Source organism: Alloalcanivorax gelatiniphagus, from assembly GCF_005938655.1.
In the GTDB taxonomy this organism is placed as follows: Bacteria; Pseudomonadota; Gammaproteobacteria; order Pseudomonadales; family Alcanivoracaceae; genus Alloalcanivorax; species Alloalcanivorax gelatiniphagus.
The window spans coordinates 1-16,730 of record NZ_VCQT01000039.1 but is presented as its reverse complement, the minus strand read 5'-3'; the positions used below and the strand labels follow the sequence as shown (position 1 = coordinate 16,730).

Sequence of the window (16,730 nt, the reverse complement as noted above, 5' to 3'; positions counted from 1 at the left end):
TTATTCGGAACCGACGGAAAGGGAAAAACGGCCGTCGAAAATCGACGCCACCAGGGCCGGCGCCGAAGCAAAGTAACCGTGGAAGAAGCTGGCCACCAGACCGTTTTTCACGAACACTGGTTCGCCGCCGGTGCCGCTTTGTTTCTCGCTGAACAGTTGCGCCGCCGGCCCGTTTTCCAGGGTGCCGTGGTGGAAGGTATGGCCGCGCAGTTCGTCATCGCCCAGGCGCAGGGCGTGCATGCCCAACCCCTGGAGCTTGCCGGTGAGCCGGGCGGTGCCGGACAGCAGGCCGAAGCCTTGATGGGCTTCGCCATCACCGTCCACCACGGTGTCCATGCAGCTCATCAGGCCGCCGCATTCCGCCAGGATCGGTTTGCCGGCGTCATGGTGGGCGCGGATCGCCCCGTGCATGGAGGTGTTGGCGGCCAGGGTGGCACCGTGCAGTTCCGGATAGCCGCCGGGCAGCCACAGCGCGTCCACCGGCGGCAGGGCGGTGTCGTTCAGGGGCGAGAAGAAGTGGAGCTCCGCGCCCAGCTCGCGCAGCAGGTCCAGGTTGGCCGGATAGAGAAACGCGAAGGCGGCGTCCCGGGCCACGCCGATGCGCCGGCCGGCCAGCAACGGTGGTGGCGGGGTCGGTCGCGGGGCGGAAAAGGTGACCGGTTCCGGCAGCCGGTCCAGGCCGGCCTCGGCCAGCACCCGGGCGGCCTGGTCCAGGCGCTCGTCCAGGTCCGCCAGTTCACCGGCCTGTATCAGACCCAGATGCCGCTCCGGCAGGGTCAGGGCATCGTGGCGTGGCACCGCGCCGAGCAGGGTCAGGTCCGCCGGCAGGCCCTCGGCGAGCAGGGCGCCATGGCGCGGGCTGGCCACCCGGTTGGCGATTACCTCACGCACCGTCAGGTCCTCCCGGTAGCGGGCCAGGCCCAGGGCCACCGCGCCGAAGGTCTGGGCCATGCCCCAGGCGTCGATGACGGGAAGCGCCGGGATGCCCGCCAGCACCGCCAGGTCCGCGCTGGACGGGGTGCCGTCGAACAGGCCCATGGCCCCTTCCACCAGAATCAGGTCGGCCTGTTCGGCGGCCTCCGCCAGCCGCCAGCGGCATTCCGCTTCGCCGGTCATCCAGGGTTGCAACTGGTACACCGGCGCGCCGCTGGCCCGCTCCAGCACCATCGGGTCCAGATAGTCCGGGCCGAACTTGAACACCCGCACCTGGCGGCCGGCATTGCGGTGCAGCCGGGCCAGGGCGGCGGTGATCAGGGATTTGCCCTGGCCGGAACCGGGAGCGCTGATCAGCGCCGCCGGAGCGCGGCCGTGGAAATGGCCGGAGTCAGTCATGCGGATCTCCCAGGGCCGGGTCGGCGGGCACGAACACCGGCGCGCCGTCCACCCGGGCCATGGTCAGGGGTTGCCCGTACAGGCGCGCCAGAGCGCCGGGCTCCAGCATCGCCTCGGCGGGCCCGTAACAATGCTGGCCGTCCGGGAACAGCAGCAACAGATGGTCGCACCAGCGCGCCGCCAGATTCAGGTCGTGCAGGCCCATGACCACGGCGGCGCCGCGCTCGGCCTGATCGCGCAGCAGTTTCATCACCGCCACCTGGTGGTGCAGGTCCAGGTGGTTGGTGGGTTCGTCCGCCAGCCACACCGCCGGGGTCTGGGCCAGGGCGGTGGCGATGGCCACCCGCTGGCGCTCGCCGCCGGACAGGGTGGTCACCAGCCGGTCGGCCAGATGATCCACGGACAAAGCGGCCAGGGCCTGTTGTGTGCGGGCCAGGTCCTCGGCCCCTTCCCGCCGCCACGGCGACAGGAACGGGTGGCGACCAATCATGGCGGTCTCCAGTACCGTGGCCGGGAAACCGTCCTGGCGATCCTGGAACACCACCGCCAGCCGTTGCGCCACGGTCCGGCGTTTCAGGGCATCCAGGGGCGTGTCATCCAGGTGGACCCGGCCGGCCCGGGGCGCGCGCAGCCCCGCCAGGGTGTGCAACAGCGTGGTCTTGCCGACCCCGTTCGGGCCCAGCACGCCCCAGCGCTGGCCCGGCGCCACCCGCAGGGTGAGCGGCCGGCCACTGGCGCGGCCGGGAATATCGATGACCAGGTCCTGCGTGGTCAGCACCGTCATCAGCGGCTCCGGTACAACAGCAGCAGGAAGGTGGGCACGCCGAGCAGGGCGGTAATCACCCCCACCGGCAGCTGCTGGGGGGCCAGCAGGGTGCGTGCCAGGGTGTCCGCCAGGGTCAGCAGGGCGCCGCCGGCCAGCACGCTGGCCGGCAGAATCAGGCGCTGATCGTTGCCCAGCGCCAGGCGCAGCATGTGCGGCACCACCAGACCCACGAAGCCGACGCTGCCGGCGGTGCTTACCGCCATCGCCGTGAGCGCGCTGGCCAGCACGTAAACGGTGATCTCCAGAGGACGCACCGCCACGCCCAGGGAGGCCGCCTGTAGCGGTCCGCGGGCCAGCACGTTGAGCCCGCGGGCCAGCGGCAACACCAGCAGCGTTGCCGGCACCAGCAGCAGCCAGGCCGGCCATGGCGAACGGGCATAGCTGAGATCCCCCATCAGCCAGTAGAGCATGCCCGGCAGCCGCTCCGCCGGGCTGAGGGTAAGCAGGAAGGTGACCACCGCGCCCCAGCCGGCGGCCACCACCACCCCGGTGAGCAGCAGCCTGGTGGGGGTCCAGCCGCCGACGCCCTGGGCCAGACCGAACACCAGCAGGGTGGAAAGCAGCGCCCCGGCGAAGGCGGCGCCGGGGACCCAGATGGCGGCCAGTCCCACCAGCATGGCGCCCAGGGCACCCACCGCCGCGCCGCCGGACAGGCCCAGCACATAGGGATCCGCCAGGGGGTTGCGCAGCAATACCTGCATCAGCGCCCCGGCCAGCCCCAGCAGGCCGCCGGTGGCGAACGCCGCCAGCGCCCGGGGCAGGCGCAGGGACAGCACCAATTCCCGGTGCAGCGGGTCGCCGCCGCCGGTGAGCGCCGCCCAAAGCTGCGCGGCGCTGATCGGCACGCTGCCCACCGCCAGCGACAGCCCCAGTGCCAGGGCGCCGGCCACCGCCAGCAGCGCCAGGGCCAGCAGGCCCCGGCCATTAACGGCGGGCACGGGCCCGCTCCAGGTGGTCGCACAGTTGCCGGGTGCCTTCCAGCATCTGCGGGGTGGGACGCTGCAGGGTGGACGGCGGCACGAAGAACAGGTTGTCCCGTTGCACGGCGGTAAGCGCCGGGAAGCGTTTCCACGGTTCCAGCCAGGCCGGATTGTCCTCGCCCATGCCGCCGGCCACGATCGCTTCCGGGTTGGCGGCGATCACCGCCTCGGTGCCGACCCGGGGGGCCAGCCCGTGCAGGTCGGCGAACACATTGATGCCGCCGCAGGTACGGATCGCCTCGCTGATCAGGTGCTCGCCGTTGACCGTCATCAGCGGTTCTTCCCAGACCTCATAGAACACCGTCACCGGCGCGGCGTCGGCGAAGCGCCGGCGCAGCGCGCCGATGCCGTCCCGGAAACGGGCGGCGGCGGCGTTGCCGGCCTGCTCCGTGCCGGCCAGCACCGCCAGGCGCTCCAGGGTGTCGGCCACATCGGTGAAGCGCAGAGGTTCGCCGCGGTAGACGGTGAGCCCCAGGTCCTCCAGGCGGTCCACCTGGGTGCCCGGGTTGCCGCTGATCCAGGCCACCACCAGGTCCGGTTTCAGAGCGAGAATGGCTTCCAGATCCAGGCGCTTGTAGCTGCCCACCCGGGGCAGTTTCTTGGCCGCCGGCGGGAAGTCGCTGTAGCTCACCGCGCCCACCAGGCGCTCGCCGGCGCCGGCGTCGAACAGCAGTTCGGTGGCGCCCGGGGACAGGGCCACGATGCGCTCCGCCGGCTGTTCCAGGCACACCCGCCGGTCCGCGTCGTCGTCCACGCACACCCGCGCGGAGGCCGCCGTGGCAAGCAGCGACAGGCTCAGGGCGAGCAGCGCGGTGGGGCGAATCATGGCGGTCTCCGGTCAGTGCAGGTCGTAGCGCAGGCTCAGCATGACGAACCGACCGGCGTTGAGATAGTCCCAGCCGGCGAAGTTGGTGGCCGTGGCGTAGCGCTTGTCGAGCACGTTCTTGACGGTCAGGCGGGTGGACCAGCGGGGCGTGAACCGCCAGCCGGCACGCAGGTCGAGAATACCGTAGCCGCCCAGCGGTTCCTGGTTGGCCGCGTCGTTGTAGCGGTCGCCCTTGAGCACCAGGCTGCCGCCCAGGGACAGGTCACCCAGATCCCGGTCCAGGTCCAGCCGCAGGCTACGCTTGGAGCGCCGTTGCAGCACCTTGTCGGTTTCCCGGTCGCGGGGGGCCTGGGCGGTCACCGCCGCCGCCAGCCGCCATTGGTTGAGTTCCAACCCGCCGCTCAGTTCGGCGCCGCGGATGCGCGCCTCGTTGACGTTATAAGGCGCATAGAGGCCACCCAGGTTGGCGTAGGCGATCAGGTCCTCCACATCGGTCTGGTACACCGCCAGGTCCCAGAACCAGGTCTGGAACTGGCCGCGCACACCCAGTTCCACGCTTTCCGAGCTTTCCGGTTCCAGGGCGTCGTTGCCGAAGCCGGGGTAGTAGAGGTCGTTGAAGGTGGGCGCCCGGAAGGCGGTGCCATAGCTGGCGCGCAGACGATGACGGGGCGTTACCTTGTAGCCCAGCGCCACGCCGCCGGTGGTTTTGTGGCCGAAGGCCTCGTTGTCGTCATAGCGGCCGCTGGCCTGCAGGTCCAGGTCGCCGAAGTCGAGCAGCACCTGGGCGAAGCCGCCGGAGTTATCGCGCTCGTCTTCCGCGTACCGGGTGGTGCTGTCGATGCTGTCACGCAGAAAATCGCCGCCCACTACCAGCCGGTGCTCGCCCAGCAGAAAAATGTTCTGCCAGTTGGCGGCGCGGCTGCGGGTATTGAAGACGCTGTCCTGGTTGCCGTCGGTGAAGCTTTCGTTCTCGTCGCGGGCGTCGCTGATCAGCAGCTTGCTTTGCCAGCTGTCGGTGACCCAGAGGTTGCCTTTGACGCCGGCGACCTGCAGCACATAGTCGGTTTCCTTGCGCTGCTCCGGGGTGCTGCCTTCGAATTCCGTGGTGCCCTCGGCACGAAAGCCGAACACGCCCAGCTCGGCGTCGTTGTCGAAGCGATGGGTCAGATGCACGACGCCGGAGGTGTTGTCGTAGCCCCGTTCCTCGCTGTGTTCCCGGAGGGTATCGCCGTCGGTATCGAAGCGGTCCACGGAAAGGCTGTAGCGGGTGCCGTCGCTCTCACCGGCAGCGCCGGCGGCCAGCCGCCGGCTGTTCATATTGCCGGCGCCGGTTTCCACCCAGGCGCCCGGATTGGTGCTGCCGTCGGTGAACACCTGCACCACGCCGCCCACGGCGTCGGCGCCGTAGAGGCTGCCACGGGGCCCGCGCACGATTTCCACCCGCTGAATCAATGACGGCGGCAAAAACTGCCAGGACGGGCTGCCGGCGGTGGCGGAACGCAGCCGCACACCGTCCACCAGCAGCAGGGTGGAGCTGCTGCCGGTGCCGCGCAGAAACAGGCTGGAGGTCTTGCCAAAACTGCCGTTGCCGACCATGTCCACGCCGGGCTGGCCGCGCAGCACCTCGCTGAATTCCATTGGCTGCTGGCGGCGCAGTTGTTCTTCATCGATCACGGTCACCGACGACAGGGAGGCATCGGCGGTGCGGCTGGTCAGGGTGGGGGTCACCACCACCGGGTCCAGAGCGGCCACTTGCAGGGGCCTGTGGTCTTCGGTGTCGGCCGCCGTCGCCACGGCCGGTGTCAGGACGGAAACACAAACAGGCAGGACGGCCATCGCCGTCGAAGCACGGAAAAACATGATTAGAAAGATCCCCTCTCACCGAGCTCACCCGCACGGCGTGATTACGATTGTCGGGGGGAGCGGGCGGTAAACAGGGGCCGGGCGGCTCCGTGTCACGCCGCCGTCGCCCTCCGCGACGCCAGGTCGGCACCGGCGGGGCCGGTATCCGTCTCCTTGCGGCCGGTATCCGGGCTGATGAGAGGGATGCGTTCCCGGGGCCATCGCCTTCCCGTGTGAAACACACAGTGGCGACTCCGATGGCCTTGCTCTCAATCACCGTTGCGGGGGCAGCGTCGGGCTGGCGCGGGTGCGCGTCACCGACTTCCCGTTTAACCCCGCCGTCGCGGGGCACCGTAAGGAGCGCGAAAACTAGCAAGGGAAGGGGCAATAATCAACGACGGTGCGCGGTTTTACCGCCGTTATCACCGCGATCCGCCAGTTTAAAGCGCGATGAACGTCAGGCCTCGGCCAGCGCCGCCGCCAGGTGGCGCCAGCCGGCCTGGTCGCCGGGCAGCCCCAGGCGCAGGCCGTCGGGTTGTTGCCAGAGGCGGGTGAGTACGGCCTGGCGGGCCAGGCGTTGGTGGTAACCGGCGGCGTTGGCGGTGGGGCACCAGGCGAACAGGTCGCTGTCGCCCTGGGGGTTCAGGCCGTGTTCCTGGAGCAGGGCGTCCAGCCGTTGCCGGTCGTCGCGCAGCCGCCGGCGGGTGTCGGCTTGCCAGTCGCGGTCCGCCAGGGCCGTGGCCATGACGTGGCGGGCCGGGTGGCTGAGGGCCCAGGGGCCGAGCCGTTCGTCGAGAGCCCGGCACAGGGCGGTTGGGCCCGCCATCAGGCCGGCGCGCAGGCCGGCCAGGCCGAAGAACTTGCCCAGGGAGCGCAGCACCACCAGCCCCGGTGCGCCCAGGTGGGGCACCAGGGATGTGGCGGGGCTGGCTTCGATAAAGGCTTCGTCCACCAGCAGCCAGCCGTCCCGTTTCGCCAGTTGCCGATGCCAGCCGAGCAGGGTGTGGGTGTCCAGGGTGGCGCCGGTGGGGTTGTTGGGATGAATCCACACCAGGGCGTCCAGGTCCGGCAGGGCGGCGGGCACCTGTTCCGCCGTCAGCGGCACCAGCCGGTGGCCGGCCCGCTGCCAGGCGGCGGCGTGTTCCTGGTAGCCCGGCGCCGGCACGCCCACCCGGCCCGGGCGGCGCAGCCAGGGCAGGGTTTGCAGGGCGGCCTGGCTGCCGGCCACCGGCAGGCAGCCGGCGTGGGCGGGTAGGTCCAGCCAAGTGCGGGCGATGGTCTCCAGGCCGTCATCGTCCTCCGGCAGCCGCCGCCAGACCCGCTCCGGGATCGCCGGCACCGGGTAGCCGTGGGGGTTGATGCCGGTGGACAGGTCCAGCCAGTCCGAGGCCGGGATGCCCCAGTGGCGGGCGGCGTGGTTAAGGCGGCCGCCGTGGTCCGGGCGCGGGCCACTCATGGCGCCGCTCCGGCGCACAGCGCGATCAGCACGGCCACCGACAGCCACAGCAACATGGCCCGTCGTACCAGCGCCAGCGCCGCGTCGATGGTGGCCGCGTCCGGCGCCGGGCCCTGGCCCAGCCGGGGGCGTTGCTTGAGCGCGCCGTGGTAGGGCGCCGGGCCGCCCAGGGTGACGCCCAGGGCGCCGGCCCCGGCGGCCATCACCGGGCCGGCGTTGGGGCTGTCCCAGAGCGGTGCCTGGCGGCGCCAGCAGCGCAGCGCCGGGGTCAGGTGGCCGCACAGGCCATAGCTGAGGGCGGTGAGCCGGGCCGGCACCCAGTTCAACACATCGTCCAGCCGCGCGGCGGCCTTGCCGAAGCGTTCGTAACGGGGCGTGCGGTAGCCCCACAGGGCGTCCAGGGTGTTGACGATGCGGTGCAGCAGCACCCCGGGCAGGCCCGCGACCAGAAACCAGAACAGGCTGGCGAACACCGCGTCGGCGCCGTTTTCCAGCATCGATTCGGTGGCCGCCCGGGCCACGCCTTCCGGGTCCAGGGCATCGCTGTCGCGGCTGACGATGCGGGCCACCTGGCGGCGCGCCTCCGGCAGGTCGCCGGCGGCCAGCGGCGCCGCCACCGCCCGGCCGTGCTCGGCCAGGCTGCGGGCGCCCAGGGCCAGCCACAGGCCCAGCACCTGCAGCGGCCACAGCAGCCACCAGGGCAACCACAGGGTCAGCGCCAGGGCGGCCAGCACCGGTGGCAGGGCCAGCAGCGCCACCGCCAGGGCGCCGCGGCCCAGGTCGCCCCGGGCGCGGCGATTGAGCCGCTGTTCCAGCCGGTTGGCGGCCCGCCCCAGGGCTCCCAACGGGTGGCCGCGACCGGGTTCACCCAGTACCCGGTCCAGGGCCACGGCGGCGATGGCGGCGAGGGTCAGGCTCCACATCGAGGGGGCTTCCGAGCAGTGAAAAGAGGCGCAGTGTAGCGGCAAGCGGTTACCGAAGGCACCTTGACAGTCCGCAAAGCCGGGAAGAGGATTGGCGCGCTTCTGTGACCACCCCGAGGACGCCGCGTGACCGATTCCGCCTGCTGGCAAGCCCCCATCGCCACCCCCTGCCCGGAGCACCGGGAGCGGGCCCTGGCCCGCCAGGCCCGCCTGACCAAGCCGCCGGGTTCCCTGGGCCGGCTGGAAGACGTGGCGGTGGAACTGGCGGCCCTGCAGGCCAGCGACCGGCCGGACATGGACGCGGTGGCGGTCACCGTGTTCGCCGCCGACCACGGTGTCTGCGCCGAGGGCGTGTCGGCGTTTCCCCAGGCAGTGACCGGGCAGATGATCGCCAATTTCGTCACCGGCGGCGCGGCCATCAGCGTGCTGGCCCGGCACATCGACGCGCGTTTGGAAGTGGTCAACCTGGGCACCGTGGCGCCGCCGCCGGTGAGCGACGGGGTGGTGGACGAAACCATCGCCCCGGGCACCGACAATCTGGCGGTCCGTCCGGCCATGAGCATGGAGCAATTGGAGGCCGCCCTGGCCGCCGGTGACCGGGCCGCGGCCCGTGCCGCCGAGTCCGGGGCGCGGCTTTTCGTGGGCGGCGAGATGGGCATCGGCAATACCACCAGCGCCAGCGCCGTGGCCTGCGCCCTGCTGGGCAAGCCGGCCCGTTCCCTGACCGGCCCGGGCACCGGTCTGGACCGCTACGGCGTGGGCCGCAAGGTGGCGGTGATCGAGCGCGCCCTGCGCCGCCATGCGGACCCCCGCGATCCACTGCAGGCGCTGGCCCTGGTGGGCGGCTTCGAGATCGCCGCCCTGGCCGGTGCCTTTATCGGCGCCGCCGCCCGTGGTCTGGTGGTGCTGGTGGACGGCTTTATCGTCACCGTGGCGGCCCTGGCGGCGGTGCGCCTGCGCCCGGAACTGCGCCCCTGGCTGCTGTTTTCCCACCAGTCCGCCGAGCCCGGCCATGTGCGGCTGCTGCAGACCCTGGAGGCGGAGCCGCTGCTGTGCCTGGGCCTGCGTCTGGGCGAGGGTTCCGGCGCCGCCCTGGCGGTGCCGCTGCTGCGCCAGGCCTGCGCGCTGCACAATGAGATGGCCACCTTCGAGGACGCCGGCGTCCAGGACCGCCCATGAGCGCGCCGGGCACCACCACCTGGTTCGACCTGCTGCGCCACGGCGAGCCGGACGGTGGCCCCAAATACCGGGGCCACCGGGACGACCCCCTGAGCCCGCTGGGCTGGCGGCAGATGCAGGCGGCCATCGGCGCCGACGACCGCTGGGACCATATCCTCACCTCGCCCCTGCGCCGCTGCCGGGAGTTCGCCGAGCGGTTGGCCGCCGAGCGCGGCCTGCCCTGCACCGTGGTGGATGGCTTCAAGGAAATCTCCTTCGGCGCCTGGGAAGGGCTGACCACGGAGCAGGTGGCCGAGCGCTTCGGCGACGGCCAGGCCCGGTTCTGGTCCGACCCGGAACGGCACGGCCCGGAGGGCGGCGAACCGATTCTGGATTTTCACCGGCGCATCGGTCAGACCTGGGCCCACTGGCGGGAAGCCCTGGCCGGCCAGCGGGTGTTGCTGGTGTGCCACGGCGGAGTGATCCGCATGACCCTGGCCCATGTGATGGGCCTGCCGCCGGGCCGTGCCCTGGGCGCTTTTCTGGTGCCCTACGCCAACCGTTCCCGGGTGCGCCTGGATGTCACCGACCAGGGCCTGTTGGGCTGCCTGGTCAGCCATGGCACCGTGGAGGCCGGACCGTGAGCCGGCGCGGGCAGCCGGCCCTGCTGGCCCTGTCGCTGCTGACCCGGCTGCCGGTGCGGGTGGCGACGCCGGTGGACCCACGCGACCAGGGCCGGTCGGTGGCCTGGTACCCGGCGGTGGGCTTGCTGATCGGCCTGCTGTCGTGGGCGCTGGCGACGCTGCTGGCCGGTGCCCCGCCGTGGCCGGCGGCGGCGCTGGTGCTGGTGGTCTGGGTGGGGCTCACCGGGGCTTTGCATCTGGACGGTCTGGCGGACAGCGCCGACGCCTGGCTGGGCGGCTACGGCGACCGGGCCCGCACCCTGGCCATCATGAAGGACCCCTATTGCGGGCCCGCCGGGGCGGTGGCCCTGCTGCTGGTGCTGTTGGTCAAGGCGGCGGCGCTGGCGGCTCTGCTGGAGAGCGGCGCGATCACGGTGCTGCTGGTGGCGCCGGTGCTGGCCCGGGCCGCCTGCGCCGGGCTGTTCCTGGCGCTGCCCTATGTACGAGAGCAGGGACTGGGCAGCGGGCAGGCCCTGCATACCGCGCGGCGGGCGGTGGGCCTGATGTTGCTGGCGGCGGCGCTGCTGGCGGTGTTGCTCGGGCAGGGATCGGCGGTGCTGGTGGCCGGCGTGGTGTTCATCGGTGGCGTGGTGTTGATGCGTCAACGGCTGGGCGGCTTCACCGGGGATACCGCGGGGGCGCTGGTGGAGGTGGTGGAGGCTGCTGTGCTGCTGGCGGCGGCGTTAGTGCTCTAACCCTGATCGCGACTGAAGTCGCTCCTACAACGTGCTTGCTGTAGGAGCGACTTCAGTCGCGATCCGGAGGTAAAGCCAGGCCCTTAAGCACCTGGGGCAGGCCGGCCACGGTCATCACCACCCGCTGCGCCCGGGCCGCCAGTTCCTGATTCAGCCAGCCCAGCTCGTCGGCGAAGCGGCGTGTCAGCGGGTCCATGCCGATCAGCCCCAGCCCCACCTCATTGCTGACCACGATCACCTGGCCGGGATAGGCGGGTAGCGCTTCCAGAAAGGCGGGGCGCTGGCGGTCGAATTCCTTCTCCCCGGCCAGCAGCAGGTTGCTCACCCACAGGCTCATGCAATCGATCAGCACGGTGGGCGCCGGCGCCCGCCGGGCCAGGTCGTTGAGGGCGGCGCCCAGCGCCAGCGGTTCTTCCAACAGGGACCAGTGCGCCGGACGCCGTTGCCGGTGGCGGCGGATGCGCTCGCGCATCTCGCCGTCGCCGGGCTCGGCGGTGGCCAGGTACAGCACCGGGCCGCCGCCATCGGCGGCCCGCCGTTCGGCCAGGCCGCTCTTGCCGGAGCGCACCCCGCCCAGAATCAGTTCAAGAGGCATGGAAGGAAAGGGAGGGGGCTCAGACCCCGAGCCGGCGGGCCATGGTGTCCATCACCTGGCGCCAGGCATCGGCGCCGGCCGGGCCCACTTCCTCGAAGGCGTGCAGCAGCAGGTCGTGCTGGATGCCGGTGAGGCGCTGTTCCAGCTCGGCGCCGGCTTCGGTGAGGCTCAGACGTTTGACGCGTTTGTCGGAGCCGTCGCGGGTCACCGCCACCAGCTCCTTTTCCACCAGGGTCTTGAGCGGCTTATGGATAGCCTGCTTGGTGAGCCGCATGGTATCCACCAGCTCGTTGACGCTGAGGTTGTTGTTATGGCCGATAAAGAACAGCAGGCGGTGGTGGATGCGTGACAGCCCCTGATCCTTGAGAATATTGTCCGGTTCCGCCACCAGACCGCGAAACGCGAAGTGCAAGGTTACCAGACTGTCGTTCAAGTGCTCCCGCGAAGCATCATCGACCATATTGACTCACCACCCTGTTTCATAGCTATATAGGTCACAAAGGTTGACCTTAGAGGAGTACCGATGCAACCCGTTTCGATCAAGCCGGACACCTTCGCGCGGCAATGGCTGGACGCCTGGAACCGGCACAGCCTGGAGGACATTCTGGCCCATTACCAGGACGACGTGGTGTTCCGCTCGCCCATGATTCCCCGTATCACCGGTGCCCGGGAGGGTATTCTACGCGGGAAATCGGCTCTGCGCGCCTATTGGGGTCAGGCGCTCGCCGCCCTGCCCGACCTGCGCTTCGAGTTGCTGGACGTGCTGTCGGGTTATCAGAGCGTGACCCTCTATTACAAGGGACATCGGGGTAACGTAGCGGAAACCTTTCTGTTTGGCGACCAGGCCCTGGTGCGCGAGTCCATCGCCTGCTACGCCGCCGGCTGACCGCCGTCCCCTGCCTTCAAACCGCGTAGTTTAACGGATTCGCGCCGAACTGGTGTGAACGGTATCGGCCGGGAAGGTTCCCGAAAACCGCACCGATGGCGGTGGGGATGAACAAAAAAACCGCCGGCGCAGGGGCGCCGGCGGTTGTCGTTGCAGCGCGGCGTTGGCCGCGCTCGGTGGCGGTTCAGTCGAACAGGCTTTCCACCTGGTACACCGCGGTGGTGCCACTCACCTCATTGCCCACCACCAGCAGGGCGGTGCCGCCGGGGGCGTCCTTGGCGGGGATGAACACCAGACCCTCGGGGCCCAGATCGCCCACCGAGGCCAGCACCGTACCCGGGTCCTCGGTGGTCCAGTCATCGCGGGTGTTCAGGTAGTCCACGCGCACCGGCGCGGCGGGGTCGGTGACGTCGTACACCAGCACGCCGCCCATCCGCTCCAGCCCCAGGAACAGGAACGTCTTGTCGCCCAGATGGCCCAGGGTCAGCCCTTCCGGCTCCGGGCCCTTGGCGTCGCTGCGGCTGTCGAAGTCGTCGCCTTCGTCATGGCCGGAGTTGAAGTAGTCCTGGCACGGAATGGTGCGCTGGGTGCCGAGCTTGCACTCGTCGCTGGCCAGGAACTGTTCGATGGCGTCGCCGGAGTCGAACACCAGCTCACCGTCCTCGCTCCAGATCGAGAAGGAGCGGGCGCCGTAGGCGTACAGTTTGTCGTACATCAGACGGTCGCCGTTCAGGTTGTCCTCGACGCCGTCGGCGGTGAACAGCACCGGGTTGCCGTTGCCGTCCTTGCGGTAGCCTTCGGTCCAGGTAATGTTCAGGCGGCCCAGCACCTCGTCCTCGCGGCAGTTGCCGGGATCGCCGGCGGTGGCGCCGCAGTAGCCGAAGGTGTCCGGATTAAGCAGGGCACCGGCGGCCAGCTCGCGCAGTTGCGGCGGCAGGTCGTCGCCACAGCGGCGGTCGAAGCCTTTGGCGTTGACCAGATGCTTGACCCGGAATTCCTCCACGAAGCCCTGGCTGGCGTCGCCGGCGCAGCCGCTGCCTTCGGTGCCCCAGTAGGCGTCGTTGTCTTCGCCCCAGGCGCGGGCATCGCCCTCGTTGGCGGTGACCAGGTAGGTGCTGCCACCGGCGCTGTAGGCGTGGATGGAGTCCGGCTGATACAGGCCGACCACGCCCGGGTAGGTGCGGATATTGATGGCGTCGTCCCTGTCGCTGGCGTCGATGCCGTTGCCGTCCTGGCCCAGATCCTTCTCGCCCAGGGGCAGGATGTCGGTGACCGTGGCGCTGGCGATATCCAGCTTGGCCAGGGCGTTGTTCTCCTGCAGGGTCACCCAGGCGGTGGTGCTGTCGGCGGACACCGCGATGTATTCCGGTTCCAGGTCCTCGGCGACGCTGGCGTTGGGGCCGTAGATGCGCACGCCGGCGGCCTTCAGGTCCGCTTTCTGGCTGTTGAAGGCGGTGAAGGTGGCGCGGGCTTCCACCGGGGACGCCGGGTCGCGGATATCGATGACGCTGATCGAGCCTTCCGGGTCCATGCTGTAGTCGTCGCCGGGCTCGCCCTCATTGGCGGTGAGCACATAGTGGCCATCCGGGGTGAACGCCACCATGTCCGGCAGCGCGCCCACGCCCACGAAGCTGATGCGCTCCAGGGTGTTGGCGTCGTACAGGGCCAGGAAGCCGGTGTCGGTCTTGCTGCCGGCCTGCACGGCCACCGCCACCAGATCACCTTGCACGGCCACGCTGTTCACTTCCGAGCCGGCGGAAATGTCGCCGGTGAGCAGGGTGTCTTCCAGGGTCGGGTTGGCCGGGTCCGCCAGACTGAGAATGTCCAGGGCGCCCTTGTTGGCGTTGACCACGAACAGACGCTGGGAGCCGGCGTGGTAGGCGGGAATCTCCGCCGCCGATTGATCAAACTGGCCGCTGCTGTGACGACCCAGGAAGCTCAACTTCACGCTGGAGGGCGTGGGCTCCGCCACCGGCGGGTTGGCGCCGCCGTCGTTGTTGTTGCTGTCGCCGCCGCAACCGGCCAGCAGGGTGGAGGCCAGCAGCGTACCGGCGCCAAGGGCAAGCCAGGGTTTCATAAAAACACCTCGTCATTATTCGTTCACGGATACCCGGGTAGTGGGCCGCAGATCCATGACAAGGGGATGACGGTTTTTTTAAGAACGGCGCAAGGACTGGCGACGGGGCGGGATTGGTCCCGGGCCCTGGGACGATGTGTCCAATGTTGAGGGTGGTTTGCCCGGATTAGACTGGGGCCGAGATCTCACAACGAGTGGAAATAATGGATTGGGTCCCGATCGTCTTTCTTACGTTCAAGGTGCTTGTGTTCGGCACGGGTATGTTCTTCGCCATCAAGTGGCATTACGACAAAGGCAAGAAAAAGAAAGAGGCGGAGAAAAACGGATAGGCTCCGTTCCCCGCCTTTGGAGTAAAACGGTTGGCGCCGCCTTTGGGCGGCGCACGGGATCAACCTTCAGTCGTCCTTCAACAACCGGCGCAATACCTTACCCGCCGGCGTGGCCGGCAGCTTATCGATAAAGGCCACCTGGCGCGGGTACTTGTAGGCGGCCATATGCTCCTTGGCCCAGTCGATCAGCTCGCTCTCGCTGACCTTGCCCTGGTACTCGGGCTTGAGCACCACGAACAGCTTCACCGTTTCGCCGCGCTGATCGTCCGGTATGCCGATGGCGGCGGACTGGGAAATAGCCGGGTGATCGAGCATCAGCGCTTCCACGTCCTCCGGGAACACACTGTAGCCGGAGCACTTGATCATCTCCTTGATGCGGCCGGTGAAGAACAGATAGCCCTCTTCATCGAGATAGCCCACGTCACCGGTGTACACGGCACCGCCGCGCAGGGTTTCGGCGGTGGCCTCGTCACGCTTCCAGTAGCCCTTGAACACCGCCTTGTTGCGCACCACGATCTCGCCGCTCTGATTCGGCGCGCACTCCGCGCCGGTGCCGGTATCCAGGATGCGGATCTGATTCTCCGCCATGGGCACCCCGCAGCTGCCCCACTTGATGCGGTCCTTGGGCATGAAGGTGTCGGAGGTATGGGTCTCGCTCAGGCCGTAGGCCGCTTCGTGGGTCTGGCAGCCGGTCAGTGCCTTCCATTCGCCGGCCAGTTTTTCGGTGAGGGGAATGCCGAAACTGGTGCAGGGATTGTTGGTCAGCGAGGTCAGGTCCCGCTGCGCCACGCCGGGCAGGTCGAGAATGGCGCGCAGCATGGGCGCGATGCTGTACCAGTTGCGTACCCGGTATTGCTCGATGGCGTCCACGGTGGTGGCCGGATCGAAGCGCGCCAGGATCACCAGGGTCTGGCGCGCGTACACCGGCTGGTAAACGCCGAAGTTCATGCCGGCGATATGGCACAGCGGCGCGATGCCCAGGCTCACCGTGTTCTCGGCCATGCGGTTGGCGGTGAACGACACCGCCATCTTGAACAGGCTGGAGCCGTAGCTGAGCATGGCGCCCTTGGGCCGGCCGGTGGTGCCGGACGTAAAGGTCATCAGGCCCACGCCGTTCCACAGATCCACCGGCTCGAACCGTTGCAGCGGCGCGGTGTTCGCCAGAATTTCCTTGAGGTCGTCGGTGCCCGCCGCCGCCGGGGCATCGCCCAGCAACTCCTTGGGCACCGTCAGGGTGGGCTGGTCCGGCAGGTAATCGGCGTAGGCGGTGGTCACCACCGTGGCCAGGGTCGGCACCTGGTCGCGTACCTCGGCGACGATGGGATACAAATCCCGGGCCACCACCAGCGCCTTGGTCTCCGCGTTGCTCAACTGGTACGCCACCTCGGCGGCTTTGTACTGTGGATTCACCGGCGTCACCATGGCGCCCAGGGCCTGCACCGCATAGTGGGCGAAGATGTATTGCGGACAGTTCTGCATGAACAACGCCACCCGGTCGCCGGGCCCCACGCCCCGCTCGCGCAGATGGGCGGCCAGCCGCCGCACCGCATCCCCGGTCTCCGCCCAGGTGATCTCGGTGCCGTAATAAATATAGGCCACCCGATCCGGCACCTCCTCGGCGTGCTGGAACAGATACTCATGCAGCGGCTTTTCGCCACGCAGATAGGAAACGCTATCGCCGGCCCAAACCGAGCCAGGCACCGGCACCGGCTCAAACCCGGCTGCGGAAACGGTGGACATCTTTGTTCTCCTTAATGCTTAAAAACGTTTGGCGCGAAACGGAACATCACCGCCGCCGCCGCTACTACGACGTTCTCTCATGCCCCTGCCCCCGCCCTGTAGGAGCGGCTTCAGCCGCGATGCCGTTGGCACCGCCGTTGATCGCGACTGAAGTCGCTCCTACAGCCCCTACCTACAAAGCCGCGCGAGACGCTACCTCGAAGCGTCTCGGCGAGGGCCCCCTTCCGGGACCGTGGATTGTAGGAGCGGCTTCAGCCGCGATGCCGGTGGCACCGTCGTTGATCGCGACTGAAGTCGCTCCTACAGCCCCTACCTACAAAGCCGCGCGAGACGCTACCTCGAAGCGTCTCGGCGTGGGCCCCCTTCCGGGACCCTTGAGAAC

At 69.3% G+C, this 16,730-nt stretch carries 15 protein-coding genes and 1 riboswitch; of the genes, 4 read left to right on the top strand and 11 right to left on the bottom strand.

What is annotated here, in order from left to right:
• The 7 genes from FGS76_RS13430 to cbiB all read right to left on the bottom strand — a co-directional run bounded on the left by FGS76_RS13430 (window position 1) and on the right by cbiB (window position 8,185).
• A complete protein-coding gene (locus FGS76_RS13430; RefSeq protein WP_138773176.1) occupies window positions 1-1,332 on the bottom strand; it encodes a cobyrinic acid a,c-diamide synthase CobB in 1,332 nt (443 codons plus the stop codon).
• Window positions 1,325-2,116 carry an ABC transporter ATP-binding protein gene (locus FGS76_RS13425; RefSeq protein WP_138773175.1) on the bottom strand — a complete coding sequence of 264 codons (792 nt, stop codon included), beginning with the start codon at window positions 2,114-2,116 and terminating at the stop codon, window positions 1,325-1,327. The genes FGS76_RS13430 and FGS76_RS13425 overlap by 8 nt, the downstream gene beginning before the upstream one ends.
• The gene (locus FGS76_RS13420) at window positions 2,116-3,096 is read right to left on the bottom strand and encodes a FecCD family ABC transporter permease (RefSeq protein ID WP_205717264.1); all 981 of its coding nucleotides are present in this window, start codon (window positions 3,094-3,096) and stop codon (window positions 2,116-2,118) included. The genes FGS76_RS13425 and FGS76_RS13420 overlap by 1 nt, the downstream gene beginning before the upstream one ends.
• Window positions 3,083-3,964, bottom strand: coding sequence for a cobalamin-binding protein (locus FGS76_RS13415; protein ID WP_138773174.1), 882 nt, complete (start codon window positions 3,962-3,964; stop codon window positions 3,083-3,085). The genes FGS76_RS13420 and FGS76_RS13415 overlap by 14 nt, the downstream gene beginning before the upstream one ends.
• 12 nt (window positions 3,965-3,976) lie before the next feature.
• Window positions 3,977-5,758 carry a TonB-dependent receptor domain-containing protein gene (locus tag FGS76_RS13410; protein ID WP_338081334.1) on the bottom strand — a complete coding sequence of 594 codons (1,782 nt, stop codon included), beginning with the start codon at window positions 5,756-5,758 and terminating at the stop codon, window positions 3,977-3,979.
• 209 nt (window positions 5,759-5,967) lie between these two features.
• Window positions 5,968-6,177, bottom strand: a riboswitch (cobalamin riboswitch).
• An 86-nt stretch (window positions 6,178-6,263) separates the two neighbouring features.
• A complete protein-coding gene (gene cobD / locus FGS76_RS13405) occupies window positions 6,264-7,262 on the bottom strand; it encodes a threonine-phosphate decarboxylase CobD (RefSeq protein WP_138773172.1) in 999 nt (332 codons plus the stop codon).
• Window positions 7,259-8,185, bottom strand: a complete 927-nt coding sequence (gene cbiB, locus FGS76_RS13400; RefSeq protein WP_138773171.1) for an adenosylcobinamide-phosphate synthase CbiB — start codon at window positions 8,183-8,185, stop codon at window positions 7,259-7,261. Before cbiB ends, cobD begins: the two co-directional genes overlap by 4 nt.
• 126 nt (window positions 8,186-8,311) lie before the next feature.
• Here cbiB and cobT point away from each other — a divergent pair, with 126 nt between their 5' ends.
• The 3 genes from cobT to FGS76_RS13385 are packed head-to-tail and all read left to right on the top strand — an operon-like array spanning window position 8,312 to window position 10,721.
• The gene (cobT, locus tag FGS76_RS13395) at window positions 8,312-9,364 is read left to right on the top strand and encodes a nicotinate-nucleotide--dimethylbenzimidazole phosphoribosyltransferase (RefSeq protein ID WP_138773170.1); all 1,053 of its coding nucleotides are present in this window, start codon (window positions 8,312-8,314) and stop codon (window positions 9,362-9,364) included.
• A complete protein-coding gene (locus tag FGS76_RS13390) occupies window positions 9,361-9,987 on the top strand; it encodes a histidine phosphatase family protein (protein WP_138773169.1) in 627 nt (208 codons plus the stop codon). The genes cobT and FGS76_RS13390 overlap by 4 nt, the downstream gene beginning before the upstream one ends.
• Window positions 9,984-10,721: an adenosylcobinamide-GDP ribazoletransferase gene (locus FGS76_RS13385; protein ID WP_138773168.1), complete on the top strand. Its 738-nt coding sequence runs from the start codon at window positions 9,984-9,986 to the stop codon at window positions 10,719-10,721. The genes FGS76_RS13390 and FGS76_RS13385 overlap by 4 nt, the downstream gene beginning before the upstream one ends.
• A gap of 52 nt (window positions 10,722-10,773) precedes the next feature.
• Here the strand turns inward: FGS76_RS13385 and cobU are convergent, their stop codons facing one another.
• Window positions 10,774-11,316 (bottom strand): bifunctional adenosylcobinamide kinase/adenosylcobinamide-phosphate guanylyltransferase, encoded by a 543-nt coding sequence (gene cobU, locus FGS76_RS13380; RefSeq protein WP_138773167.1) that lies wholly within the window; start codon window positions 11,314-11,316, stop codon window positions 10,774-10,776.
• A gap of 19 nt (window positions 11,317-11,335) precedes the next feature.
• Window positions 11,336-11,776, bottom strand: coding sequence for a MarR family winged helix-turn-helix transcriptional regulator (locus FGS76_RS13375; RefSeq protein WP_138773166.1), 441 nt, complete (start codon window positions 11,774-11,776; stop codon window positions 11,336-11,338).
• Window positions 11,777-11,839: 63 nt separating this feature from the next.
• Between FGS76_RS13375 and FGS76_RS13370 the strand changes: the two genes are divergently transcribed.
• The gene (locus FGS76_RS13370; protein WP_138773165.1) at window positions 11,840-12,202 is read left to right on the top strand and encodes a nuclear transport factor 2 family protein; all 363 of its coding nucleotides are present in this window, start codon (window positions 11,840-11,842) and stop codon (window positions 12,200-12,202) included.
• 184 nt (window positions 12,203-12,386) lie between these two features.
• Here the strand turns inward: FGS76_RS13370 and FGS76_RS13365 are convergent, their stop codons facing one another.
• Entirely contained in the window at window positions 12,387-14,279 is a 1,893-nt protein-coding gene (locus FGS76_RS13365) for a choice-of-anchor I family protein (RefSeq protein ID WP_138773164.1), read from the bottom strand.
• Between the two features lie 395 nt (window positions 14,280-14,674).
• The gene (locus FGS76_RS13360; RefSeq protein WP_138773163.1) at window positions 14,675-16,348 is read right to left on the bottom strand and encodes an AMP-binding protein; all 1,674 of its coding nucleotides are present in this window, start codon (window positions 16,346-16,348) and stop codon (window positions 14,675-14,677) included.
• Between the last annotated feature and the right edge of the window lie 382 nt (window positions 16,349-16,730).